We start from the raw sequence: 21,302 nt of genomic DNA on the forward strand, positions 1-21,302 counted from the left end.
AATAATTTCGCTAGGATGATGAGCGCTGTCTTAAAAATTGGGGCGATAACGTGGCGGCTCACGTCTTGGACCGCCATTTGGGAGAATGACTTGATGTCGCGTAATTTAAAGGGGATGCGCGCCGGCAAAGCCGCCCCCAGGGCCAAGCCCCGATCCAGTTTGCGCCTGCACGCCGCTATCGTCGCGGTGATGGCCGGCCTCGCCGCCAGCACCGTGGCCGCGGATACGCTGGCCCAGCCGAAAGACAACACGCTGGAGCGCGAAGCGGCCAATTACATCCGCTATCGCGAGGACGTCGCCGCGATCGAGGCGATGCCCTTCACCAACGCCGAAGTGACCCGGGAGGCGCATCGCCGCCTCGCCGCCCACGATCCCGAAAAAATCGCCTCGGGCTGGGTCGCCTATGCGGCGCTCGTCGCCTCGGACCAGCCGGAATTCGCAAAATCCCTGGAAAAAGAAATCAGCAAAAAGCCGAACCGCCGCAAGGGCGAGCTCGGCGGCGTCGACGGGCTGATGTCGCACGCCGCGCAGGATCCGGATTATCTGCGCAACCTGCCGGGCGCCGACAAGGCGGTGCGGGCGGTGCTCGCCATGACCGTCCAGGACGGCGCGCGCATCACCGAGCTTGGCGAAGCCTTCAAGACCCAGGCCTACGCCATGCAGAAAACGAGCTGGGGCAAAAAGAAAATCTCCCCGAGCCAGAAGCGCATTTCAGAGGCGGCGACTTTCGGCGCCTCGCGCGGCGCGCCGCCGGCGCCGCATTTCGCCTATGCGTCGAATGACGGCGTCCTTGCGCCCTCGCTCGCCAGCGCCAACGAAGAATGGGCCGCCGACTGGGGCGAAGGCGCCGGGCAAGGCAAGATGACCGAAAAGAACGCGGAAGTGATCGTCGACCGCATTCTCATTCTCGCCGCGCGCTATTCGACCGACTCGCTCAATCCGAAAATCGTCAAGGCCTATGCGACGAACACCAAATCCGAGCGCTGCCTGTCCATGGCGAAGCTGACGCTGGATCAGTGCATCGCCGCGACGCGCACGCCTTACGAGGAAGCGTTCTGCCTCGGCGAGCACGGGCTGAAAGACGTCGCGACCTGCACCGGCTGGGTGGCCGGCGCCGGCGCCAGCTGATAAAAATATATTCCGTAAGCGGAATATTGTTGCGCCAACGATGAGAACGGAAAAGAGGCCGCCCTTCAGGGGCGGCCTCTTTTTTGACCCGGCGGTCTGTTTTCGCCTTTTGCAAACCTTTCGCAGAAAAGCAGGCCGCTTTTCTTTGAAATTTTCGCCAATATGGCGTATTGTGCGCTGCACAGGAACTTTTTCGGACGCACCGCCTTTGAGATAACGCGCATCGAATTCTCACCGGGCTGAAATTCCTACGGGATCTAAAATGAGCCGCCTTGTCGCCATTTCGAACCGGACCGCCGTCGATCCAAAAGCGCGCGCGGGCGGGCTTGCGGTCGCCGTCTGGGAATCGCTGAAGGCCACAGGAGGCCTATGGTTCGGCTGGAGCGGCGACATCGTCGAGGAAGGCCCGCGCTCAAACACCTTGCACGCTCATTATGACGAAGGGGTCGAGTTCCTGCTCACCGACCTCACCCAGGAAGAGCATGACGGCTATTACCTGAATTACGCCAACCGCGTGATCTGGCCGGTGTTTCATTACCGGATCGATCTCGCCTGGTTCGACCGCGACGCGTTTACAGTCTATGCGGCGGTCAATCAGCGCATCGCCCGCCAGGTCGAGCCGCGGCTCCGGAACGGCGACATCGTCTGGGTGCATGATTACCACTTCCTTTTAATGGCTGACGGCTTGCGCAACGCCGGCTGGGAAGGCCCCATCGGCTTTTTCCTCCATATTCCCTTTCCGGCGCCGGAAGTTTTTGCGGCCCTGCCCGAGCATCACTGGATCGCGCGGGCGATGTGCGCTTATGACGTCGTCGGCTTCCAGGCCGAGCGCGACCGTTATAATTTCATTCAATATCTCATCGAGGAATGCGGCGGCGAGGATCTCGGCGACGGGCGCGTGCAGGCCTTCGACCATACGCTGACGGTCAAGGCCTATCCCATCGGCATCGACGCGCAAGGCTTTGTCGAGGCCGCGCATTCGGACAAGGCCGACGAAGCCGCGCAGCGCATCGGCCAGTTCCTCGGCCAGCGCGATCTCGTCATCGGCGTCGACCGCATGGATTATTCGAAAGGCCTGCCGCAACGTTTCGAGGCCGTGGGGCGGCTGTTCGACAATTTCCCCGACACGCGCGGCAAGGTTTCGGTAACGCAGATCACCCCGCCCTCGCGCTCGAAGGTCGAGGAATATCAGGAGCTCCGGGTCGAGCTCGACCAGCTTGCGGGCCGCATCAACGGCGATTACGGCGATCTCGACTGGATTCCGCTGCGCTATCTCGCCCGCTCCTACACGCGCGAAGAGCTCGCGGGGCTTTTTCGCATCGCCCGCGTCGGCCTCGTCACGCCCTTGCGCGACGGCATGAACCTCGTGTGTAAGGAATTCGTCATGGCGCAGGACGAAAACGACCCCGGCGTCCTCATCCTGTCGGAATTCGCGGGCGCCGCCGAACAGCTGCAGGATGCGCTGATCGTCAATCCTCACGATACGGATGACGTGGCCGAAGCCATCCACGCCGCGCTCACCATGTCGCTCGACGAACGCCAGCGGCGCTGGCGACGCTTGCGCGACATCACGGTGGAGCAGGATGTCTCGTGGTGGCGCGAAAAGTTTCTCGCCGATCTCGCCCCGGGCGGGCTTTCCTGATCCGCGCGCCAGGGTTTCGAACATCATGACGTCCCAAAAGCCGCCCCTGCCCGGCCCGCCTTTGCCCGAGCCCCCCTTGCCGGGCCCCGGCGATGCGCTGTTCCTCGATTTCGACGGCACGCTCACGGCGCTGCGCGACGATCCCGATGCGGTCTGGCTGCCCGACGGCGGCGCGGCGGTTTTAACGGCGCTTTCCGGAAAACTCGGCGGCGCGCTCGCCGTCATCAGCGGGCGCGGCATTGTCGATCTCGCGAAACGCGCGCCCGCCGGCCTGTGGCGCATCGGCGGGCACGGGCTCGATATCTGCGCGCCGGGCGAAGACCCGGCCGGCGCCGCGCACGCCGCCCCGGCCCTGCTCGTCAACGCCCTCAAAAGGCTCGCGGCGGACACGTCCGGCGCGCGGCTTGAAGAAAAAGGCGGCGTTCTCGCCCTGCATTACCGCGCCGCGCCGGAAGCGGGCGAAGCGCTCGCCGCGGCCATGACGGAAATTTTACGCGATATTGACGGCTATCGTCTTCAATCGGGCAAAATGGTGCTCGAAGCCAAACCTTTCGGCGCCCACAAAGGCCGCGCGCTGGCGGCGATGATGGAAAACCCGCCTTTTGCCGGCCGGACGCCGGTCATGGTAGGCGACGACGCAACCGATGAAGACGCCATTGCTTTCGCCATCGATGCGGGCGGCGAAGGCGTCAAGGTCGGCCCGGGAGAAAGCCGCGCGCGCTTTCGCCTTTCCGGCCCGGCCGATGTTTGGCGATGGCTGGAGGCGGCGGCTTCATGAATCCAAAGATCACCCGCAACGGGCGGCCCAATCTTGAGCTCGGCATTATCGGCAACGGCACCATAGCGGCGCTGATCGACGAAAAGGCCGACCTCGTCTGGATGTGCCTGCCGCGGTTCGACGGCGAGCCGGTGTTCAACCGTCTCATCGGCGGCGGCGGCGTTTTTTCCATCGAACTGTCCGGTTGTTGCAAGACGCGCCAGCGCTACCACAAAAACACCGCGATTCTCGAAACCGTGCTCGAAGCCGAAGACGGCTCTTCCGTGTGCATCACCGATTTCGCGCCGCGTTTTTTCGACCGGGGCCGCACCTTCCGGCCCGCCTCCGTCGTGCGCCGGGTGACGCCCTTGCGCGGCATGCCGAAAATCTCGGTGACCCTGACGCCGCAGACCGGCCTGGGGGCTGAGGACATGGCGCCGATGCGCGGCGTCTCGCATATCCGCTTCAAGAACGATCATGCGGGCTTTCGCGTCACCACCGACGCGCCGGTCTCCTACGTTGCGGCGCAACGCGAATTCGTGCTCGCCAACGAGCTGCATTTTATTCTTGGTCCGGACGAATCGCTTTCGGACAACCCGGCCGTCATGGCGTCGGAATGGGAAAAGCGCACCTGCGAGGACTGGCGCGGCTGGGCGCGCCGGCTGGCGACCCCGCCGCTCTGGCAGGACGCGGTCATCCGCGCCGCGATCACCTTGAAGCTTTGCGTTTATGAAGAAACCGGCGGCATTGTCGCGGCGCTGACCACCTCGATCCCCGAACACGCCGACTCCGAGCGCAACTGGGATTACCGGTACTGCTGGCTGCGCGACGCTTACTTCACCGTGACGGCGCTTAACCGCCTGTCCGCGGTCGGCACCCTCGAACGCTATCTGGCTTATCTTCGAAACACGGTCGCGCACACCAAGGGCGGGCATATTCAACCGGTTTACGGGATTTCGCTGGAAGAAGACCTGAAAGAGGAAAACGCGACCGACCTCGAAGGCTATCGCGGCATGGGCCCCGTGCGCTTCGGCAATCAGGCGGCCGAACATGTTCAGCACGATGTCTACGGCCATGTCATTCTCGGCGCGTCCCAGGCGTTTTTCGACGAGCGTCTTCTCGCCAAGGCTGGGACGCACGAATTCGAGCAGTTCGAACTGGTGGGCGAGCGCGCCTATGCGGTCTACAACACGCCGGACGCCGGCATCTGGGAATATCGCGGCCGCGCCAGCGTGCACACCTCCTCGGCGATCATGTGCTGGGCCGCCTGCGACCGGCTTTCGCGCATCGCCGATCATCTCGGCCGCGACGACCGCGCCGCCTATTGGCGCGGGCGCGCCGACGCCATGCGCGCGGTGATCCTGAAAGAAGCCTGGAACGAAGAGCGCAACGCCTTTGCCGGCGCCTTCGGCGGCAAGGATCTCGACGCCTCGGTTCTCCTGATGGCGGAAATCGGCTTCATCGACCCGAAAGATCCGCGCTATGTGGCGACGGTCGAGCGCATCGACGAAGAGCTGCGCGAGGGCTATCACGTCTACCGCTATCGCGCGGAAGACGATTTCGGCAAGCCGCAGACCGCCTTCACCGCCTGCACCTTCTGGCATATCGACGCGCTTGCGCGCATCGGCCGCAAGGACGAGGCGCGCGCCATGTTCGAGGACGTGCTCGCGCACCGCACGCGGCTCGGCATTTTGTCCGAGGACATCGACGTCGCGAAAGGCGAGCTTTGGGGGAACTTCCCGCAGACCTATTCCATGGCCGGCATCATCAACGCCGCCGCGCTTTTATCCCCGCGCTGGGACGAAGTGGTCTAGGGTCAGCCGCGCGCCGCTCTCTTTTTTCTGCGTTTCAGCTTCTCGCCCACCGCAGCGATCGCCTCGATCGCGGGCAAAAGCTCGCAGCCCTCGCGCGTCAGCGCATATTCCACCGAGGGCGGCGAGGTCGGCATCACCGTGCGCGCGACGACGCCTTTTTCTTCAAGCTCTTTCAGCCGCGTCGTCAGCATCTTCGCCGAGATGCGCGGCATGTCGTGCCGCAGCTCGGAAAAGCGCCGCGGCCCGGCGCTCAAGTTCCATAAGATATTCGGCGTCCAGGCGCCGCCGATCAGCGCCATGCATTCGGACAGGGGGCACTCGTAAGGCGCGGGCGGGCTCTGATTCCTGCGGATTTTAAGGGCCATGGGCGCGCCGCCTTTCGAAGTTTCGCCGGGGTTACCCGGTCACCATAAGGAAACTTCGTTCTTTACTATCACGAATTTATGAAGTTTACAAAAGTAACTTCCCGTTCCTAAATCGGCCCGCCTATCGAAAAAGGCCCGGGGCGCCGCTCCCCGGAGCCATCAAAGAAAAGGAACGATCTCATGAAGCTTTATTACAAGCCCGGCGCATGCTCCCTCGCCTCGCATATCGCCCTCAATGAAGCCGGCGTCGCCGTCGCGCTTGAGAAAACCGACACGGCGACGAAGACGACGGAAAACGGCGAAGACTATTCGGCGATCAATCCCAACGGGTATGTGCCGGCCCTGCGCCTCGACAATGGCGAGATCCTGACCGAGGGTCCGGCGATCCTGCAATTCATCGCCGATACAAACCAATCCGCCGGGCTCGCGCCGGAAAACGGCACGGTCGAGCGCGCCCGCGTCAATGCGCTTTTGAACTTCGCCGGATCGGAGCTGCACAAGGCGTTCGCGCCGCTGTTCGCCGACCCGGCCCCGGAAGGCGCGGCGCGCGACGCCATCATCGAGAAAATCGGCACGCGTCTCGACCATATCGAAAGCCGGCTCGCGGACGGGCGCGCCTATCTGACGGGCGACGCCTTCACCATCGCCGACGCTTACGTCTTCGTCGTCGCCAACTGGGCGAATTTCGTCAATGTCGACCTTTCAAAATGGCCGAATGTCGTTTCTTTCGTGAAACGCGTCGCAGCCCGCCCTGCGGTGACGAACGCGCTCGCCGCCGAAGGCCTTCTGGCGCAAGCGGCGTAAGGCGCTTGATCCTCCCCCGCTTCCCGCGGGGGAGGACACGCAAGAGCAGGCCCAAACGATGCCGGATGCGTTCACCGAAATCCTTGAGGCGCTGAAGCGCTATTATGACGGGCTCTATTACGGCGACGCCGTTCTCCTGGAATCCGTCTTTCACCCCGGGGCGGTCTATCACACCGCCTCGGGCGAAAAGCCGCTCACTTATGACATGCCGGCCTATATGGATGTTGTGCGCAAGCGCACGGCGCCCGCGGCTCTCGGCGACGCATACGGGTATGACGTCGAAAGCGTGCGTTTCGCGGGGGCCGACACCGCCTTCGCCGTCCTCACCTGCGCGCTGATGGGCAAACGCTTCACCGACTTTCTGTCTTTCACCCGCATCAGGGGCGAATGGCGCATCGCCGCGAAAGTTTTTCATTACGATCTCATCGAAAAGGAGAGCTGAGATGCCTTACGTCAACATCAAGATCACCCGCGAAGGCGGGACTACGCCGGAACAGAAGGCAGAGCTCATCAGGGGGACGACGGACCTGCTCGCGCGCGTCCTCGACAAGAACCCGGCGACGACCTTCGTCGTCATCGACGAGGTGGAGATGGAGGACTGGGGCGTCGGCGGCCTGCCCGTCGCCGATTACCGCGCAAAGCTGGCGGCGCGGAAAGACTGAAAAGAAAAATAGCGGGTGCAGGAACACGGGGGCCGCAGCGCCTGTTGCTCCTTTGCAAGAACACGCAAAACAGCCTCGCAAAGAGCAGCTGGCGTGTTCCGCAAGATAAAGGAGGAAATCATGAAGACGAGAGACGTCATGAACGCCGAGTGTCGCTATTGCGCGCCCGGCGACTCCGTCGTCGACGCCGCGAAACTGATGGCGGATGAAGATTTCGGCGCGGTCCCCATAGCCGAAAACAACCGGCTCGTCGGCATGTTGACCGACCGCGACATCGTCGTGCGCGGCCTCGCTGACGGCCGCGACGCGGCGCAGACAAAGATCGGCGACATCATGTCCGGCGAAATCTATTATTGTTACGACGACCAGGACATCGAAGACGTCGCCGCCAATATGGGCGAGATGCAGGTCCGGCGCATGCCGGTCGTCAACAGAGACAAGCGCCTTGTGGGCATGGTGGCGATCGGCGATCTGGCCCGGCAAGCGCCGGGCGCCAATGTCGCCGGCGAGGCCTTGGGCGAAATCTCCCGGCCTGCGGCCTGAAGAGCGGCCCGGAGAAGGCCAGGCGTGACCCTTCCTGTTCTTTCGCAAGGCTGGCTTCAGCCGCCGCGTCTGACCTTCCCCGCCCGGGCGTAAATCGAGGATTTCCAAGGCCTTTCCGCGCTTGCGCCGAACGCCGGCGCAAGCGCGGCGGGCTTCACCGGACCTTAAGCCCGGCCGGCGATAATCGGCCGCTCTTGCATGCGGGACCGCCAGGAGAGGCTGGGTCATGAGCCGGTTTGTCGCCATTTCGCTGATCCTGATGGCTGCGTTTTGCGCCGCCCTGGCGCCCGTCGGCTGGTCGTTCGACGCGCGCAACGGCGCCGGGGATTGGCTGACCCAACGCCAGGCCTTAAAGGCTGCGCGGTTTTTCTATGCGACCACAGCCTATGAGAACGATCCGCGCGGGCGCAACAACGTCGCCGTGATCGACTATCATCTCGCCATTTACGATCCTGACGGCACGCGGCAAAGCCGCTTTCTGGCCACGCGCAAAGCGAGCGCGATCTTTCGCGAACTCGCCGGCGAAGGCTACGCCCCCGGCGCCTATAACCAGGGGCTGATGTGCCCCCGCTGCCAGGTCGAACGGCCCGGCCATGCAGCGGCGAAAAAATGGCTCCGGCGCGCCGTTGCATTAGGCGATCCGCTCGCGCCGCTCGCTTATGCGCTTGCCAGACACCGGTCCTCGACCGAGGAAGACCCGGCCGAAGCCCTGCGGCTTGTCACCGAACTCGCCGATGCGGGCGACCCGATCGCGGCGGAAGAACTCGCGTCTTACGCCCGCGGACGGGACATCCTGACCGAGGAAGAGGTCGAACGCTATTATCTTGTGGCCGCGCAAGGCGGCAATGTCAGCGCGCAGGAGGCGCTCGGCCTCTGGTACGAGGGCGACAGGCGGGAAGACTGGCTGAAGGCCGCAGCGAAGCAGGGGTCTGTCCCCGCCATGACGCGGCTGGGCGAGCGTTATTTCACAGGCGTTTTCGGCGCGGACGAGGATGGCGCGCCGGATTACAAAACCGCCGCCCGCTGGCTGGCGCGCGCCGTTCGCGAAGGCCAAAAGCCGCGCGACAGGCGCCGGCGCATCAAAGTGCACAAAACAGGCTTGCGTTTTCGTTCTCTTGAGCCGCGCCCCATGGACGACATCAACAATTCGGAATCCGCGGCCTACACCCTCGCTCTCATCCATATGCGCGGCCTCCTGGGAGAACCGGACATGGAAAGGGCGGAAGAGCTGCTGCGCTACGCGGCGCTGCTGCCCTGGAAAGACTCCAACCTAATCCTTATACAGATTGAATCGGAGCGCGCGCCTGGCCATGCGCGCAAGCACCACCGGCGACGGCTGGCGGAAGCGACGCTCGAACGCTACGCCCGCGACTTTGAGGGCCGCCACGCAAGCTTAAAGCCTTTCGTCGAGCGCGGCGATGTCCGCGCCGTCACCGAATACGATCTCATTCGCTGGACGCGCTCGGACGATCCCGCCCTGGACCGCGCTATGCTGGAAGCGCTGAAGCAGCGCGACCCGAGAGGCCTTTTCGCGATCGAACGCGACCTCGACCTCACGGCCGCGACGGACGCATGGCTGTGGCCGAAACTCGTCGCCGCAAGACCTGTGACCGTGACGATGCCGGCCGCGAAATTGGCCCCGCGCATCGTCCTTCTGCATCGCGGCGCCCGCCTGCAAAAGGCAGGCGCGGACTAGCGGCCGGCTTGCCTGAGGCCGCCTGAACCCCTATCTCCCGCCCATGCCAAGTTTCGACGACATCTCAGCCGATTTCGCGTTCCTCGACGAATGGGACGAGCGCTACAAATATCTCATCGATCTGGGGCGCGAGCTCGCGCCCTATCCGGAGGACGTCCGCGACGAGGCCCATAAGGTCAAAGGCTGCGCCAGCCAGGTCTGGCTGTTCGCCGAGGCTGAAGGCGGGACGATCACGCTGAAAGGCGATTCCGACGCGCATATCGTCAAAGGGCTGGTGGCGCTTCTGATCGCGCTTTATTCCGGCAAATCCCCGAAAGAGATGCTCGCGGTCGATCCGCAAGAAGCGCTGGCGCCGTTCGATCTCGACGGCCATCTGACGCCGCAGCGCTCCAACGGGCTGCACTCCATGATCCAGCGCATTCGCGAGATCGCAGGCGAGGCGGCTTAAACAATCGCCCGCTGTTCGCGCATGGCGGCGTCCAGGGCTTTCTTTTCAATCCCGCGCCCCCGCGAAAAAAGCCCGGCGGCTTCGGCGCTCCGGATGCGCTCGCGCAAACGCCGCTCCATGTAATCGAGCTGCAGTTCGATCACCGGGCTGTCGCGGCTGTCCTCCACATTGATGCAGGCGTGAGAGACGGTGGAGCGGTCGCGCCCGAAATAGTCGGAAACTTCGTTCAAGGTCAGCTGGCCCACCACATGGGCGAGATACATCGCCGCCTGGCGGGCCCGCGCATGCGCGGCGCTGCGCCGCTCCGGCGCCATCAATTCCGCATGCGGAATGGAATAGGCCTCGCATACGATCTCTTTGGCCATGCGCGCAATCAGCCGGCGCGCGGTTTGCGAAAAACGGTCCGATTTCTTCGCCATGCCGCCTCCCATAAGCGAGACTCAGCGCAAGAACCGGGCCTCGTTCGGGGAACAGGATAAGGCCGCAAGCGGACGCGGGGACGCCGCCGCCGGCGCCCTAAAGGCGCATCCGTTAAGGTTGATTGTCGCTGCGTCTGCGAAAAGCGTCAGGCGATGAAGGAGATGACGAGCACAAGCGCCAGCAAAATCGCCGTCCACAGCGCCATGAAGCCGATCGGCCAGGAGCGCGCCATCTCGCCTTCGGGCCCGTGCACGCTGTAAACCCGCGCCATCAGCGCTTGCACGCGGCCCGAGAAAATCCCCCATAGGGCGATCCATGTTGCGCGCGACGCACCAGCGGCCCAGCTCATCAGCGCGCGGCCCGGCACGCGATAGAACCAGTCCGTATCGAGATTGGTCGACGGCACTTCGGCCGGATACCATTTGACGAGGATGAGGATTGCGAAAGCGAGCACCGCCCAGAGGAGGAGCTGCAACTGCTCGATGAGATGATAGGCGGTGTAGGGATGATAGTCCGCAATCGCCGCCTGGTCGGGCAAAAGCGCGTAAAGCGGATCGGGATAGATCCCGAGCCCGAGACAGAGCGCCGCCGCAATCCCCATGGCGATCATCATGGGCAAAGGCGCGTCTTTCGGGCGCTGGCCGGAATCGTGCGCGAAGAAGGTGAAATAGGGAATCTTGATCCCGGCATGCTCGAGAACGCCGGCGGAGGCGAAGAGGAGCCCCAGCCAGACCCAGAAAAGATGGGCCTCGCCCGCGCCGTCGATGATCAGGCCCTTGGTGACAAAGCCGAGCGTGCCCGGGAAAGCGGAAATCGACAGCGCGCCCACAATGCACAGCGCCATGGTGACCGGCATGGTCTTGTAAAGCCCGCCGAGCTCCGTCGCTTTCGACGTGCCCGTCCGGTGCATCGCCGCGCCGAGCGCCATGAAGAGAAGCCCTTCGAAAATGATGTTGCCGAAGGCGTAGCCCGCCGCGCCGTTGATGGTCCCGAGCCCGATGGCGCAGACCATGAAGCCCACCTGGTTGTTGATGGAATAGCACAAGACCTTCCTGAGATCGTTTTCGATGAGCGCGAAAAAGATCGGGAAGAGCGTCATCACGACGCCGATATAGATGAGCTCGTTCGTCCCCGGGAAGGCGCGCGCCAGCGAATAGACCGCGAGCTTGGTCGTGAAGATCGAAAGGATGATCGCGCCCGTCAGGGTCGATTTTGGATAAGCATCCTGCACCCAGTTGTGGAGCAGCGGAAAGGCCGACTTGATGCCGAAGGCAAGGAACATGACGAGGGCGGAGATCTTCACCGCGCCGTCGGCGTCCCTCAGCCCCATCATGTCGAACGCGAAGGAGCCCGTCTCGCGATAGGTGAGCGCGACGCCGCCGAGGAGAAGCACGCCCGAGAGAATCTGGATCGCGAGATAGCGCATGCCCGCGAGATAGGTGACGCGCGTGCCCGGCGCCCAGACGAGGAAGACGGAAGTGATCGCCGCCATCTCCCACCAGAAAAAGAGCGTGATGAGATCGCCGGCGAGAACGCCGCCAAGGCAGGCGGCGGGATAGGCGAGCATGGCGAAATTCTGCGCCTTGTCGCGCTGGCCCCAGGCGTAAATGACGTTGAGGACAATGGCGATGTGGAACACCACCGCGAAAATGCGCGACAAGGGGTCGACACGCACGGTGGTCAGTTGTTCGCCGAAAACATGCAGCGCGCCATACTCGCCAAGCCCCAGCGTATAAAGCTTGATCGCGGAGAACGCCGTGACGAGAAGACACCAGGCGCAGGCGAGATGACGCGGCAGAAAGAAAATCACGAAGGCGCCGACCGTCAGGATGACGGCGGGATTGGCGAGAAGGGCTTCGAAGAACGCGGTCATTTCTATTCACGCTCCTCGTAATAATCTTCCTTGCGCCCCACGAGTTTTCTTAAATGCTGACCGGCGAGCACGATGAACATGAAAGCCGCAAAGCCCCACACGGCGAAGAAGACGCCGAATTCCTCCGCCGGGAAATGCGGATGCTCTTTCCGCCAGGCGGGAACGAATCCGGCGACGGCGGCGAGAATGCTCGCGACGACCAGCACGCCGAGAAACGCGTTGCGGAAGGATTTTTTATCGGCCCAGCCTTCTTCGCCAGAATGATGTTCGTGTTGGTCAGACATTACTGTCCCCCGATCAGCGGCGTCAGGAATTCGTAAAGCGGGTCGGCGAAGAAAAAGAGCAGGAAAGCGCCCGCCGCGGTGACCATGGGCGGCGCGAGGCACAGGATCGGCGCTTCCTTGAGATTGCCCCATTGAATGGACGCATTTTCCGCCCCTTGCGGTTTCGCGCCGTCTTCAGCGGGCTTCATGTAAAACGCCTGCACGGGGATCGAGAGCAGATAGATCACATTGAGGATCGAGGAGATCATCAACACCGCGATGATCGCCAGCTGGCCGGCGTCCGCCGCGCCCAGCATCAGGAAAAATTTCGGCCAGGAGCCGGCCATAGGCGGCAGGCCGACAATCGACATGGCGCCGAGGAAAAAGGCGCCGAAAGTGAACGGCATCACCCGGCCTAAGCCCCGAAGTTCGGAAACCAGCGACTTGTGGTGCGCCACGTAAATCGCGCCGGCGCACATGAAGAGCGTCATCTTGCCGAGCGCGTGCGCCGCGATCTGCATCGCCCCGCCCATGACGCCCATCTGCGTCGCGAGCATGGCGCCGAGCGTGACGTAGGAAAGCTGCGAGACCGTCGAATAGGCGAGCCGCGCTTTCAAATTGTCCTTGTTCATGGCGATGGCGGAAGCGAGCAGGATCGAGCCGCCGGCGATCCACATATAGGGCGTTCCCGCCCCGGTCTCGTGGAGAAAATCGACGCCGAAAATATAGACGGCGACTTTGAGGATGGAGAAGACGCCGGCTTTGACGACCGCAACGGCGTGAAGAAAGGCCGAGACCGGCGTCGGCGCCACCATGGCGTTGGGGAGCCAGGGATGAACCGGCATCAGGGCCGCCTTGCCGATGCCGAAGGCGTAAAGCCCCATCAGGACGCCGGCGATGGGCGCCACCGCTTCCGAATGCGCCGCCATGATCCCGCCCGCAACGAAATCCGTCGTGCCGGTGATGGCGTAGGTCCAGACGATGGCGGGCAGGAGAAGGCCGATGGACGTCGCCATCAACACGCCGAGATAGATGCGCCCGCCATTTCGCGCCTTGGCGTCGCCGTAATGGGTGACGAGCGGGAAGGTCGAAAGCGTCAGCACTTCATAGAAGATGAAGAGCGTGAAGAGGTTCGCGGCGAAAGCGACGCCCATGGCCGCGGAGATCGCGACCGCAAAGCACATGTAAAAGCGCGTCTGATGCTCTTCGCCGTGACCGCGCATATAGCCGATGGAATAGACCGAATTGACGATCCATAAACCGCTCGCGATCACCGCGAACATGGCGCCGAGCGGTTCGGCCTGAAACGCGATGGGCAGGCCGTCGATCACTTCGATCAGTTCGAAGTCGGGGCGCGCGCCGCCGGCGACGGCGGCGAAGACGATGACCGCCAGTGAAAACAGGATCGCGCCGGTGACGAGTGTCGCCGCCTCGCGCAGATTCGGACTTTTCTCGCCGATCAACCAGATCGCGATGAAACCGGCGAGCGGCAGGAAGAGCGCAAGCGGAATGGCGAGTTCTGCAGAGATCACGGCGCGCCTCCCGCCATGGACATCAGCGTCTCGGCGGCGCGTTGCGCGATGCCGCCGGTGAGATCGGTGCGGACGCCGAAATAGATATTCGCGGCGACGAGCACCCACATGGGGATCAGCATGGAGAGCGGCGCCTCTTCTTTCGGCATGGCGTATTTGCCGTCTTCAGCCGGTTCGCGCAGCAACATCACCTCGGCGACGCGGCCCACATAAGCAAGCGCGATCAGCGAGGAGGCGACGATCAGAAAGCCTGCATACCAGTGGCCGGCCTCGAACGCCGCCTGCAAGAGATACCATTTGGAAATGAAGCCGACGGTGAGCGGCACGCCGATCAGCGACAGGCCGGAAATCAAAAACGCCCAGGTGGTGACCGGCATGCGCTTCGACAACCCTGCAAAGGCGTAGATCGAATGGGAGCCCGCGCGCAACACGACGCAGCCCACCGCCATGAAGAGGGCGCCCTTCATCAGCGCGTGGTTGAAAATATGGACGAGCGTCGCGGTGAGGCCTTCGACCGTGGCGAAGGAAAGCCCCAACAGCATGTAGCCGATCTGCGCCACCGACGAGTAGGCCAGCATGCGCTTCACGTCTTCCTGGAACAGCGCCACGAAAGAGGCGACGAACATGCCCGCGAGCCCCAGCGGCAGGAGGACATAGGTGAAGGCCGCGCCGATAAAGGCGAAATCGAAATTGAAGACCGAGAAGATGAAGCGGATGATGACATAGACCGCGACTTTCGTGGCCGTCGCCGCCATGAACGCCGTCACCGCCGACGGGGCGTAGGTGTAGGCGTTCGGCAGCCACAGATGCATAGGGAACATCGCAAGCTTCAGCCCCATGCCGACGAGGATGAAGGCGAAGCCCGCCTCGACCATGCGATTGTCCTGGCCGATCAGCCTATCCGCGAGATCGGCCATGTTGAGCGTGCCCGTCGCCTGATACAAAAGCCCGAGGCCGATGACGAAGAAGGTCGCGCCGATCGTCCCCATGACGAGATAGTTGAAGGCGGCGGTGAGCGCCCGGCGGTCGCGGCGCGCGCCCATGGCGATCAGCGCGTAACCGGACAGCGACGAAATCTCGAGAAACACGAAGACGTTGAAGGCGTCGCCGGTGATGGTGACGCCCAAAAGGCCGGTCATGCAGATGAGAAGCGCGCCGTAGAACAGCGGCGTCTGGCGCTCGTCGACTTCCAGTTGCACAGAGCGATAGGCGTAGGGGAAGACCACCGCGGCAATGCCGGAGACCAAGAGCAGGACCAGCGCATTCGCAAGATCGATATAATATTCGATGCCGATAGGCGGCGCCCAGTCGCCGAGATGATAGGAGATCGGCCCGGTCGACGAGACTTCGGCGAAGAGCGCGATGCAGGCGGCGAAGGTCAGCCATGAGAAAAGGCACGCCCACAGATGCGGCACCCGGCCCTTCGGCAGGAGGAGCGTGATCGGCGCCGCGACGATCGGGATGATGATCGGCAGGACGGGAAGCTGGGCGATCAGATTCATGCGCCGGCCCCCGCCTCAGCTTGCGCGCGCTCGCCCGCGGCATGGCCGAATTCGGCGATCTCGTCCGCCGCTTCGAGTTCGTCTTCCTCGATGGTGCCGTAAGCTTCGCGGATCCGGACGGCGAGCGCCAAGCCCACTGCGGTCGTCGCCACGCCGACGACGATGGCGGTGAGGATCAGGACATGCGGCAGCGGATTGGTGTAGACGACGGCGTCCATGGCGCCGTGCAGCGCATCGGCGGCGCCGTCGCCCACGCCCCCGGCTGCATTGCCGGCCGCGTCATGGGCGCCCCCAGCCGCACTGCCGACATCGAAACCGGATGCGTCGGCGGGCGGCGTCTTGCCGAGATGGTCGCCCATCGCATTAGCGATCTTGTCGCCTGCATCGGGAAGCTCGTGCAGGGAGCCGCCCTCTTCCGGCGCCGGCGCATGCTTCAGCGCGTCTTTCAGCTCCTGGCCGTGATCGAGCGCCGAATTGTCGATCTTGGCGTGCACGGCCTCGCCGGCGGCAGCCGCATCATGGGCTGCAGCCTCCGCCCCATGGCCGGCGCCGCCCGCCTCTTTGCCCCCGTGATGGCTCGCCGCCTCCAGCTCGCCGCCCATATAGATCGGCGCGGTGCCGTCGACGATCTTGCCGATGGTGATGTAGTAAATGAAAACGGACGTCTGGAAGATGTTGAGGCCGACGATCTTCTTCACCAGATTGCCGCGCGCGAAGACGATATAAAGACCGGTCATCATCAGCATGATGACGATCCAGTAGTTGTACCGTTCGAGGATGAAAGTGAGCCAGTCGTCCATCGTCTACCAGTCTTCCTGATCGATGTCGGGCTCGCGGCCGGCGAAGTGATAGAAAATCGTCAGCATGGTCGAGGCGACCGCCGTGCCGACGCCCCACTCCACCAGAAGAATGCCGTAATGCTGGCCGGCGTGATGGGTCGATTCCGGAACCAGCGCGTCATAGCCGAGGAAATTGGCGCCGAGCAGCATGGTGACGACGCCGGTGCCGGCGTAGAACAGAAAGCCGATCACCATCATGACGATCAGCGCTTTTTGCGGCAGGACCTTTTTGGTTTCGTCGAGACCGAAGCAGAAGGCGTGGAGGATGAAGGCGACGGCGAAGATGACGCCCGCCTGAAAACCGCCGCCCGGCCCGTAATCGCCGTGAAACTGCACATAGAACGCGAACAGGATGATCGGCGCGAACATCAACTTGGTCGTCACGCGGAGAATGAGATGCTCCATCACTCACCCTTCCCTTCGTCGGACGTCTCTTTCGCGTCAATGTCGGAGACCCGCCGGCCGCCGCGCGCCGAGCCGACGCCGAGGAGCAGCATCACCGCCACGCCGGCGGTGAAAATCACCATGGTCTCGCCCATGGTGTCGAAGCCCCTGTAGCTCGCCAGCACCGCGGTGACGATGTTGGGCATGGGAATTTCCGAGGCCGTGCGCTCCACATATTGCTGGCCGATGGCGCTGTTGGCCGGGGCGTTCGGATCGCCGAAAGCCGGCATGTCGATGGTCGCGTAGATCAGCGCCGCGCCCGTCGCCAGCACCGCCAGCATGGCCACCGGCGCGCGGCCCGGCGTCTTCGGTTTTTCGCGGCGCACGGTGAGCAACATGCCCGACAGCATCAGCACCGTCGAAATGCCCGCCCCGACGGCCGCTTCGGTGAAAGCGACGTCCACCGCATCCAGAGAGACGAAAAACGCCGCGGACAACAGCGAATAAATCCCCGACAGCATGACGACGCCGAAGAGATGGCGCGAGCGCAGCATCGCGATCGCCACCAGGAACAGCATGGTGAGAAGCGCCAGGTCGAGAAAGACGATCGGCGAGAAGACGGTCTCGAAATCGCTCATTCGCCCTCCTCCTTGTAACGCAGCTCAGGCCCTTCCAGCGGCCGAAACCCCACCATCCAGGCGGCGTGAGCAATGGCGTGGGTCGCCACCGGCGAGGTGAAGAAAAGAAAGAAGCCGATAAACAGGATTTTCACCGCGACGATCCATGTCGGCGCCTGGAACAGCATGCCGATGAGAATCAATTCCGCCCCGCCCGTGTCGGTGACGCCGGCGGCGTGCAGGCGGGTGTAGAAATCGGGGAACCGCACAATGCCGATGGCGCCGGAGACGACGGAGATTCCGCCCGCCAAAAAGAAGCCCCAGGAGAGGATGTTGCGGATCAGCTCGATATCCGCCCAGAACTGTCCGACCGCTTCGGTCACGACGCCTCCTCGCGCGAGCGGCGATAGGAGAAAAAGCGCAGGATCGCGATGGTCGAAGCGAAGTTGATCAGCGCATAAAGGAGCGCGATGTCGAGAAAGTCGGGCCGGCCGGTCAGAAAACCCATCAGGCCGATTAAAAGGACCGTTTTGGTGCCGAAAGAATTGCCGGCGAGAATGCGGTCGTAAAGCGAAGGGCCGGCGAAAGCGCGCACCAGGGCGAGCACCATGGCGGCGATGATCGCGACGGTGGCGGCGGCGAACATCATTGGCCGCCTCCCTCGCACCGGGCGACGCGCTCGCCCATATCGGTGATGGCCGGAACGTCGCAAAGCGCTTCGGTGAGCCCGTGGACGAGAATTTCGTTCTCACGCAGATCCACAGAGACAGTGCCCGGCGTCAGCGTGATGGAATTGGCGAATGTCGCCTGCCCGACGCTGGTTTTCGGGGGCAGCGGCACGGTGAACATTTTCGGCGAGAGCTTCGGCTCCACCGCCAGCGCCTGCCGGATGACGGCGATATTGGCCTTGCCGATCTCGCCCGCAAGCCAGATCCAGTAGAGGAAAATCCCCGGCATCAGCCCGGTGGGCACGCTGTCGCCGTCCATCACGCGGGCGCGGGCGGCGAGCCAGGCGGTGACGAGGATCGACGCGGCGCCGAGCCCGAGCAGCAGCGCCTTGTCGAAATAGCCCGACAGCAGGAGCCACAGACCGGCCAGCGCCAGAACGAGGATGATAAACCGCCCCATCAGCCCTCTTTGAGGAACCTCTCTTAATGCCCCGGCCGCCCGTTGGATCGGACGGCGCCGTCCTCATGAAATATCGCCGGCGAGAGGAATAGAGACGCAACGCGCCGGAGACAATAGAAACTGGCGCGCCAGCGGGAAAAGCCATGCGCGACACAGCGCAGCAGGAACGCGCCGCGCTTTCGTAATTTCGCAGATTTGGCGCTAAAATCAATGCTTTGCCGGGAATTTGACGGCAAAATCGGCCGTCTTTCATCTGGCGCCGGGGGCGGCGAAACCGTAAACTGTCTGCAATGCAAGACCGTTGAAAGGACACGCGCCGAACCATGCAGCTTCTGACCGCCGCGCCGGCAACGCCCGCCGACCTCGCCATCGTGTATGAGCGCACGGCGCGCGAAGGCATGGTGCATTCGGGATTGATGCGCGGCGAGCGTTTCGAGATCGCCGAAGATTACAATGAGGACTGGGCCTGCGCGAGCGTCACCTGGTCCGCCGGCGGCGAGGAAGAATACCGGTTTTTAGGCGACGGCGCGGTGAATGTGCGCTCGGCCGGCGTGCTGACGCTGGCCCGCGGCGCGCGCTACGCTTATGCAGCGCTCGGGGACGCGCCGTTTCGCTCCAACATGATCTCCTTTCCCCGCTGGATCACCGACGCGGCGGAGGACGCCGTTCTCGAGGGCGAAGCGAAGCCGGCGGCGACGCGGCTCGAAACCCGCCTCACCCGTCCTGACGCCGCGCTGTCGGCCCTGATGAACGCCATCGTCGCACGGTGCCGCAGCGGCGAGACGGATGATGATTGGTATGCGGAGAAATGCGCGCTCCTTTATGCGGGGCTCATCGAGGCGCAGGACCAGCGCGCCGCCGCGCGCGAGCGGATCGAAGCGGTGAAGCCCGGCACCCGCGCCGAACTCGCCCGGCGCGCGGAAACAGCCAAGAAAACAATCCTGCAGCGCTTCGGCGAACATAGTCTCGCGCTGAACGACATCGCCCGCGAGGCGTGCCTTTCGCCTTATCACCTCATCCGCGTCTTCAAGGCGGTGGCGGGGACGACGCCGGCGCAGTTTCTAAAGCATGTGCGCATGGATGCGGCGCTGCGCCTTTTGAAAGAGACCCGTCTTTCCACGGGCGAGATCGCCCATGCCGTCGGCTATTCCGACCGCACGGCGTTCTTCAAGGCTTTCCGGAAACATTACGGGGCCGCGCCCTCGGCGATGGAGCGTATGAAAGCCTGACCGCCGCGCCTAAGAGCCTGACCGAAAATCCAGCAGTAGAGCAAAAATTAAGATGGCCGGACGTCAGCCGGCCACAGCACGATACGCCGCCAGGCTCTTATTCTTTTATGTTAGAGCCCGAGACGCATCGTTTTCCGGCTAACGAACGTCTGACAAATACTCATTTGCATGGTTTTGATGAATATGCGTTCGGGCTCTAAGCGCCGCGTTTGGCTTTCGCCTTCGACATCAGCCGCTCGACCTCGCGGCGGATCGCGTCGTCGTCGGAAGCCGAAGGCACGTCATTGGCGTCGAGATAGCATTCGAGCGCGTCGAGAATAATCGCCTGGCAGGACATTTCGAGATCGCGGCTGGCGAGTTTCAGCCGCACCAGATCGCGCGCCGGCATGCGCAAGGTGACGATCGCCTTGCGGGCGAGAACGCCGGTCGGCGGCGCGCCGGCGCCGGTCCCGGAATGGGCCCCATGATGGGCTCCGGGGCGCGGGCGCGGTCTTAAACGTCCGCCCGGCAGGGTCCAGGCTTGCGGCGCCTCTTCGGCGGCGCGCGAACGCGCGCCGGAAGAATGAACCAGCCGCACGGAAGGCGCGCGGCCGCCCGCGCCGCTGCGCGGTCGCGCTTTGTTCCCCGGAGAAAGCGTTTCGATCGCCTCTTCGCCGACCGAACTCGGCGCTCCCGGACTGTTCGCCGGCTTCATAGGGCGCATGTCGATGTCGACGCCTTCATGCGCGACCGCATCCACCGCCGGCAACGCCTCGCCCTTGCGCGCGAGCAGGCTCGAGGTCAGCTGCGCGAAGCCGCCGCCGCCCTCGCCGCCATTGGCGGAGGAGTTATTGGGAGCATATGCGTTCATTGCGCCGCCCGCCGTCCAAAGACGCGGCTGTGGGGACTGGCCGCGGCGGCGCCCTCTTCCTGACGGTAGCCGCCATCGGCGCGCTGCAGCCGCTCGTAAAGATAAGTCCACAGCGCCGACACTTCCTGCGCCGACTGACAGAAGGGATCGATCTCCATCACCGTGCGCCCGTCGATCATCGCCGCGGCGAAGTCGACGCGGTGATGTACGGTGACCGGCGCCACTGTGCCGTGCTGGGACAGGGCGACGGCGGCCTCAGAGGTGATGCGCGCGCGCTGGGTCGCGCCGTTGACGACGAAGATCAGCGGCTTGCCGCGCGCTTCGGCGATGTCGACCGTGGGGCCGACGGCGCGCAGATCGTGCGGGCTCGGCCGGGTCGGCGCGACGACGATGTCGGCGAAACTGACGACTTCGGAAATCGCGCGCGTCACCGCCGGCGGCGTGTCGATGACCACCAGCCGGAAGCCCTCTTCGCGGGCCGAGTCGAGATCGTAGAAAAGATTTGAGAAAACCGATTGAATAAAGGCCGGCTGAGGGTCTTTACGCACGTTCCACCACTTCGCCAGCGAGCCTTGCGGGTCGGTGTCGATCAGCGCCACAGGGCCGGCCCCCTGGCGCTCCGCCTCCACCGCAATATGGCCGGACAAAGTCGTCTTGCCCGAACCGCCCTTTTGCGATGCGAAGACTATTACACGCATCGATGACAGCATGCGCCCTCCGAAAAATCTGTCAAATGCCCATATGACGCCTGAAGATGATGCCGGACGCGCGTTAACGCGTCGCGTTAAAGACAACGACAATTTTCA

25 protein-coding genes are annotated in these 21,302 nt (G+C 63.6%); 11 read left to right on the forward strand and 14 right to left on the reverse strand.

Annotated features, from left to right (window positions below):
* Positions 1 to 93: 93 nt before the first annotated feature.
* The 4 genes from CW354_RS19880 (at position 94) to CW354_RS19895 (ending at position 5,341) form a co-directional block, all read left to right on the forward strand.
* On the forward strand, positions 94 to 1,128 hold the full coding sequence (locus CW354_RS19880) for a hypothetical protein (RefSeq protein WP_133162395.1): 1,035 nt from the start codon (positions 94 to 96) through the stop codon (positions 1,126 to 1,128).
* Between the two features lie 262 nt (positions 1,129 to 1,390).
* Positions 1,391 to 2,770 carry an alpha,alpha-trehalose-phosphate synthase (UDP-forming) gene (locus CW354_RS19885; RefSeq protein WP_104831862.1) on the forward strand — a complete coding sequence of 460 codons (1,380 nt, stop codon included), beginning with the start codon at positions 1,391 to 1,393 and terminating at the stop codon, positions 2,768 to 2,770.
* 25 nt (positions 2,771 to 2,795) lie between these two features.
* Entirely contained in the window at positions 2,796 to 3,548 is a 753-nt protein-coding gene (otsB, locus tag CW354_RS19890; RefSeq protein WP_104831863.1) for a trehalose-phosphatase, read from the forward strand.
* Positions 3,545 to 5,341 (forward strand): glycoside hydrolase family 15 protein, encoded by a 1,797-nt coding sequence (locus CW354_RS19895; RefSeq protein ID WP_104831864.1) that lies wholly within the window; start codon positions 3,545 to 3,547, stop codon positions 5,339 to 5,341. Before otsB ends, CW354_RS19895 begins: the two co-directional genes overlap by 4 nt.
* 2 nt (positions 5,342 to 5,343) lie before the next feature.
* On the opposite strand, the gene CW354_RS19900 is transcribed toward CW354_RS19895, so the two are convergent.
* Positions 5,344 to 5,706: a winged helix-turn-helix transcriptional regulator gene (locus CW354_RS19900; protein WP_104831865.1), complete on the reverse strand. Its 363-nt coding sequence runs from the start codon at positions 5,704 to 5,706 to the stop codon at positions 5,344 to 5,346.
* 180 nt (positions 5,707 to 5,886) lie between these two features.
* On the opposite strand from CW354_RS19900, the gene gstA reads away from it, so the two are divergent.
* The 6 genes from gstA (at position 5,887) to CW354_RS19930 (ending at position 9,859) form a co-directional block, all read left to right on the forward strand.
* The gene (gstA, locus tag CW354_RS19905; protein WP_104831866.1) at positions 5,887 to 6,510 is read left to right on the forward strand and encodes a glutathione transferase GstA; all 624 of its coding nucleotides are present in this window, start codon (positions 5,887 to 5,889) and stop codon (positions 6,508 to 6,510) included.
* Positions 6,511 to 6,568: 58 nt separating this feature from the next.
* Positions 6,569 to 6,952, forward strand: coding sequence for a nuclear transport factor 2 family protein (locus CW354_RS19910; RefSeq protein WP_104831867.1), 384 nt, complete (start codon positions 6,569 to 6,571; stop codon positions 6,950 to 6,952).
* 1 nt (position 6,953) lies between these two features.
* Positions 6,954 to 7,172 carry a tautomerase family protein gene (locus CW354_RS19915; RefSeq protein ID WP_104831868.1) on the forward strand — a complete coding sequence of 73 codons (219 nt, stop codon included), beginning with the start codon at positions 6,954 to 6,956 and terminating at the stop codon, positions 7,170 to 7,172.
* Positions 7,173 to 7,292: 120 nt separating this feature from the next.
* Complete coding sequence (locus CW354_RS19920) at positions 7,293 to 7,715, forward strand: CBS domain-containing protein (protein WP_104831964.1); 423 nt, start codon at positions 7,293 to 7,295, stop codon at positions 7,713 to 7,715.
* Between the two features lie 226 nt (positions 7,716 to 7,941).
* Positions 7,942 to 9,411, forward strand: coding sequence for a tetratricopeptide repeat protein (locus CW354_RS19925; protein WP_104831869.1), 1,470 nt, complete (start codon positions 7,942 to 7,944; stop codon positions 9,409 to 9,411).
* Between the two features lie 43 nt (positions 9,412 to 9,454).
* Complete coding sequence (locus CW354_RS19930; RefSeq protein ID WP_104831870.1) at positions 9,455 to 9,859, forward strand: SufE family protein; 405 nt, start codon at positions 9,455 to 9,457, stop codon at positions 9,857 to 9,859.
* On the opposite strand, the gene CW354_RS19935 is transcribed toward CW354_RS19930, so the two are convergent.
* The 11 genes from CW354_RS19935 to CW354_RS19985 all read right to left on the reverse strand — a co-directional run bounded on the left by CW354_RS19935 (position 9,856) and on the right by CW354_RS19985 (position 18,417).
* Positions 9,856 to 10,278 (reverse strand): helix-turn-helix domain-containing protein, encoded by a 423-nt coding sequence (locus CW354_RS19935; RefSeq protein ID WP_207764933.1) that lies wholly within the window; start codon positions 10,276 to 10,278, stop codon positions 9,856 to 9,858. The two genes, CW354_RS19930 and CW354_RS19935, sit on opposite strands and share 4 nt — an antisense overlap.
* A 146-nt stretch (positions 10,279 to 10,424) precedes the next feature.
* Entirely contained in the window at positions 10,425 to 12,152 is a 1,728-nt protein-coding gene (locus CW354_RS19940; protein ID WP_104831871.1) for a Na(+)/H(+) antiporter subunit D, read from the reverse strand.
* A 2-nt stretch (positions 12,153 to 12,154) separates the two neighbouring features.
* Complete coding sequence (locus CW354_RS19945; protein ID WP_104831872.1) at positions 12,155 to 12,436, reverse strand: hypothetical protein; 282 nt, start codon at positions 12,434 to 12,436, stop codon at positions 12,155 to 12,157.
* A complete protein-coding gene (locus CW354_RS19950) occupies positions 12,436 to 13,947 on the reverse strand; it encodes a proton-conducting transporter transmembrane domain-containing protein (protein WP_104831873.1) in 1,512 nt (503 codons plus the stop codon). Before CW354_RS19950 ends, CW354_RS19945 begins: the two co-directional genes overlap by 1 nt.
* Positions 13,944 to 15,449: a monovalent cation/H+ antiporter subunit D family protein gene (locus tag CW354_RS19955; protein ID WP_104831874.1), complete on the reverse strand. Its 1,506-nt coding sequence runs from the start codon at positions 15,447 to 15,449 to the stop codon at positions 13,944 to 13,946. The genes CW354_RS19950 and CW354_RS19955 overlap by 4 nt, the downstream gene beginning before the upstream one ends.
* Positions 15,446 to 16,249 (reverse strand): sodium:proton antiporter, encoded by an 804-nt coding sequence (locus CW354_RS19960; protein ID WP_104831875.1) that lies wholly within the window; start codon positions 16,247 to 16,249, stop codon positions 15,446 to 15,448. The genes CW354_RS19955 and CW354_RS19960 overlap by 4 nt, the downstream gene beginning before the upstream one ends.
* Positions 16,250 to 16,252: 3 nt before the next feature.
* Positions 16,253 to 16,693 carry a Na(+)/H(+) antiporter subunit B gene (locus CW354_RS19965; RefSeq protein ID WP_104831876.1) on the reverse strand — a complete coding sequence of 147 codons (441 nt, stop codon included), beginning with the start codon at positions 16,691 to 16,693 and terminating at the stop codon, positions 16,253 to 16,255.
* The gene (locus CW354_RS19970; RefSeq protein WP_104831877.1) at positions 16,693 to 17,310 is read right to left on the reverse strand and encodes a DUF4040 domain-containing protein; all 618 of its coding nucleotides are present in this window, start codon (positions 17,308 to 17,310) and stop codon (positions 16,693 to 16,695) included. The genes CW354_RS19965 and CW354_RS19970 overlap by 1 nt, the downstream gene beginning before the upstream one ends.
* Entirely contained in the window at positions 17,307 to 17,672 is a 366-nt protein-coding gene (mnhG, locus tag CW354_RS19975) for a monovalent cation/H(+) antiporter subunit G (RefSeq protein WP_243396492.1), read from the reverse strand. Before mnhG ends, CW354_RS19970 begins: the two co-directional genes overlap by 4 nt.
* Positions 17,669 to 17,935, reverse strand: coding sequence for an MrpF/PhaF family protein (locus tag CW354_RS19980; protein ID WP_104831878.1), 267 nt, complete (start codon positions 17,933 to 17,935; stop codon positions 17,669 to 17,671). Before CW354_RS19980 ends, mnhG begins: the two co-directional genes overlap by 4 nt.
* Positions 17,935 to 18,417 carry a Na+/H+ antiporter subunit E gene (locus CW354_RS19985; protein ID WP_104831879.1) on the reverse strand — a complete coding sequence of 161 codons (483 nt, stop codon included), beginning with the start codon at positions 18,415 to 18,417 and terminating at the stop codon, positions 17,935 to 17,937. The genes CW354_RS19980 and CW354_RS19985 overlap by 1 nt, the downstream gene beginning before the upstream one ends.
* A 323-nt stretch (positions 18,418 to 18,740) precedes the next feature.
* Here CW354_RS19985 and CW354_RS19995 point away from each other — a divergent pair, with 323 nt between their 5' ends.
* Entirely contained in the window at positions 18,741 to 19,646 is a 906-nt protein-coding gene (locus CW354_RS19995; RefSeq protein WP_104831881.1) for an AraC family transcriptional regulator, read from the forward strand.
* Positions 19,647 to 19,842: 196 nt separating this feature from the next.
* Here the strand turns inward: CW354_RS19995 and CW354_RS20000 are convergent, their stop codons facing one another.
* Both CW354_RS20000 and CW354_RS20005 read right to left on the reverse strand, forming a co-directional pair.
* Positions 19,843 to 20,496, reverse strand: a complete 654-nt coding sequence (locus tag CW354_RS20000; RefSeq protein WP_104831882.1) for a hypothetical protein — start codon at positions 20,494 to 20,496, stop codon at positions 19,843 to 19,845.
* Positions 20,493 to 21,194: a ParA family protein gene (locus CW354_RS20005; protein ID WP_104831966.1), complete on the reverse strand. Its 702-nt coding sequence runs from the start codon at positions 21,192 to 21,194 to the stop codon at positions 20,493 to 20,495. Before CW354_RS20005 ends, CW354_RS20000 begins: the two co-directional genes overlap by 4 nt.
* Positions 21,195 to 21,302: the final 108 nt, after the last annotated feature.

This window comes from Hyphococcus luteus (assembly GCF_002943565.1).
Taxonomy (GTDB): Bacteria; Pseudomonadota; Alphaproteobacteria; order Caulobacterales; family Parvularculaceae; genus Hyphococcus; species Hyphococcus luteus.

Coding starts and splice junctions, on each gene's coding strand:
- CW354_RS19880 (WP_133162395.1), top strand. CDS start 94: ATGTCGCGTAATTTAAAGGGGATGCGCGCCGGCAAAGCCGCCCCCAGG.
- CW354_RS19885 (WP_104831862.1), top strand. CDS start 1,391: ATGAGCCGCCTTGTCGCCATTTCGAACCGGACCGCCGTCGATCCAAAA.
- otsB (WP_104831863.1), top strand. CDS start 2,796: ATGACGTCCCAAAAGCCGCCCCTGCCCGGCCCGCCTTTGCCCGAGCCC.
- CW354_RS19895 (WP_104831864.1), top strand. CDS start 3,545: ATGAATCCAAAGATCACCCGCAACGGGCGGCCCAATCTTGAGCTCGGC.
- CW354_RS19900 (WP_104831865.1), bottom strand. CDS start 5,706: ATGGCCCTTAAAATCCGCAGGAATCAGAGCCCGCCCGCGCCTTACGAG.
- gstA (WP_104831866.1), top strand. CDS start 5,887: ATGAAGCTTTATTACAAGCCCGGCGCATGCTCCCTCGCCTCGCATATC.
- CW354_RS19910 (WP_104831867.1), top strand. CDS start 6,569: ATGCCGGATGCGTTCACCGAAATCCTTGAGGCGCTGAAGCGCTATTAT.
- CW354_RS19915 (WP_104831868.1), top strand. CDS start 6,954: ATGCCTTACGTCAACATCAAGATCACCCGCGAAGGCGGGACTACGCCG.
- CW354_RS19920 (WP_104831964.1), top strand. CDS start 7,293: ATGAAGACGAGAGACGTCATGAACGCCGAGTGTCGCTATTGCGCGCCC.
- CW354_RS19925 (WP_104831869.1), top strand. CDS start 7,942: ATGAGCCGGTTTGTCGCCATTTCGCTGATCCTGATGGCTGCGTTTTGC.
- CW354_RS19930 (WP_104831870.1), top strand. CDS start 9,455: ATGCCAAGTTTCGACGACATCTCAGCCGATTTCGCGTTCCTCGACGAA.
- CW354_RS19935 (WP_207764933.1), bottom strand. CDS start 10,278: ATGGCGAAGAAATCGGACCGTTTTTCGCAAACCGCGCGCCGGCTGATT.
- CW354_RS19940 (WP_104831871.1), bottom strand. CDS start 12,152: ATGACCGCGTTCTTCGAAGCCCTTCTCGCCAATCCCGCCGTCATCCTG.
- CW354_RS19945 (WP_104831872.1), bottom strand. CDS start 12,436: ATGTCTGACCAACACGAACATCATTCTGGCGAAGAAGGCTGGGCCGAT.
- CW354_RS19955 (WP_104831874.1), bottom strand. CDS start 15,449: ATGAATCTGATCGCCCAGCTTCCCGTCCTGCCGATCATCATCCCGATC.
- CW354_RS19960 (WP_104831875.1), bottom strand. CDS start 16,249: ATGGACGACTGGCTCACTTTCATCCTCGAACGGTACAACTACTGGATC.
- CW354_RS19965 (WP_104831876.1), bottom strand. CDS start 16,693: ATGGAGCATCTCATTCTCCGCGTGACGACCAAGTTGATGTTCGCGCCG.
- CW354_RS19970 (WP_104831877.1), bottom strand. CDS start 17,310: ATGAGCGATTTCGAGACCGTCTTCTCGCCGATCGTCTTTCTCGACCTG.
- CW354_RS19980 (WP_104831878.1), bottom strand. CDS start 17,935: ATGTTCGCCGCCGCCACCGTCGCGATCATCGCCGCCATGGTGCTCGCC.
- CW354_RS19985 (WP_104831879.1), bottom strand. CDS start 18,417: ATGGGGCGGTTTATCATCCTCGTTCTGGCGCTGGCCGGTCTGTGGCTC.
- CW354_RS19995 (WP_104831881.1), top strand. CDS start 18,741: ATGCAGCTTCTGACCGCCGCGCCGGCAACGCCCGCCGACCTCGCCATC.
- CW354_RS20000 (WP_104831882.1), bottom strand. CDS start 20,496: ATGAACGCATATGCTCCCAATAACTCCTCCGCCAATGGCGGCGAGGGC.
- CW354_RS20005 (WP_104831966.1), bottom strand. CDS start 21,194: ATGCGTGTAATAGTCTTCGCATCGCAAAAGGGCGGTTCGGGCAAGACG.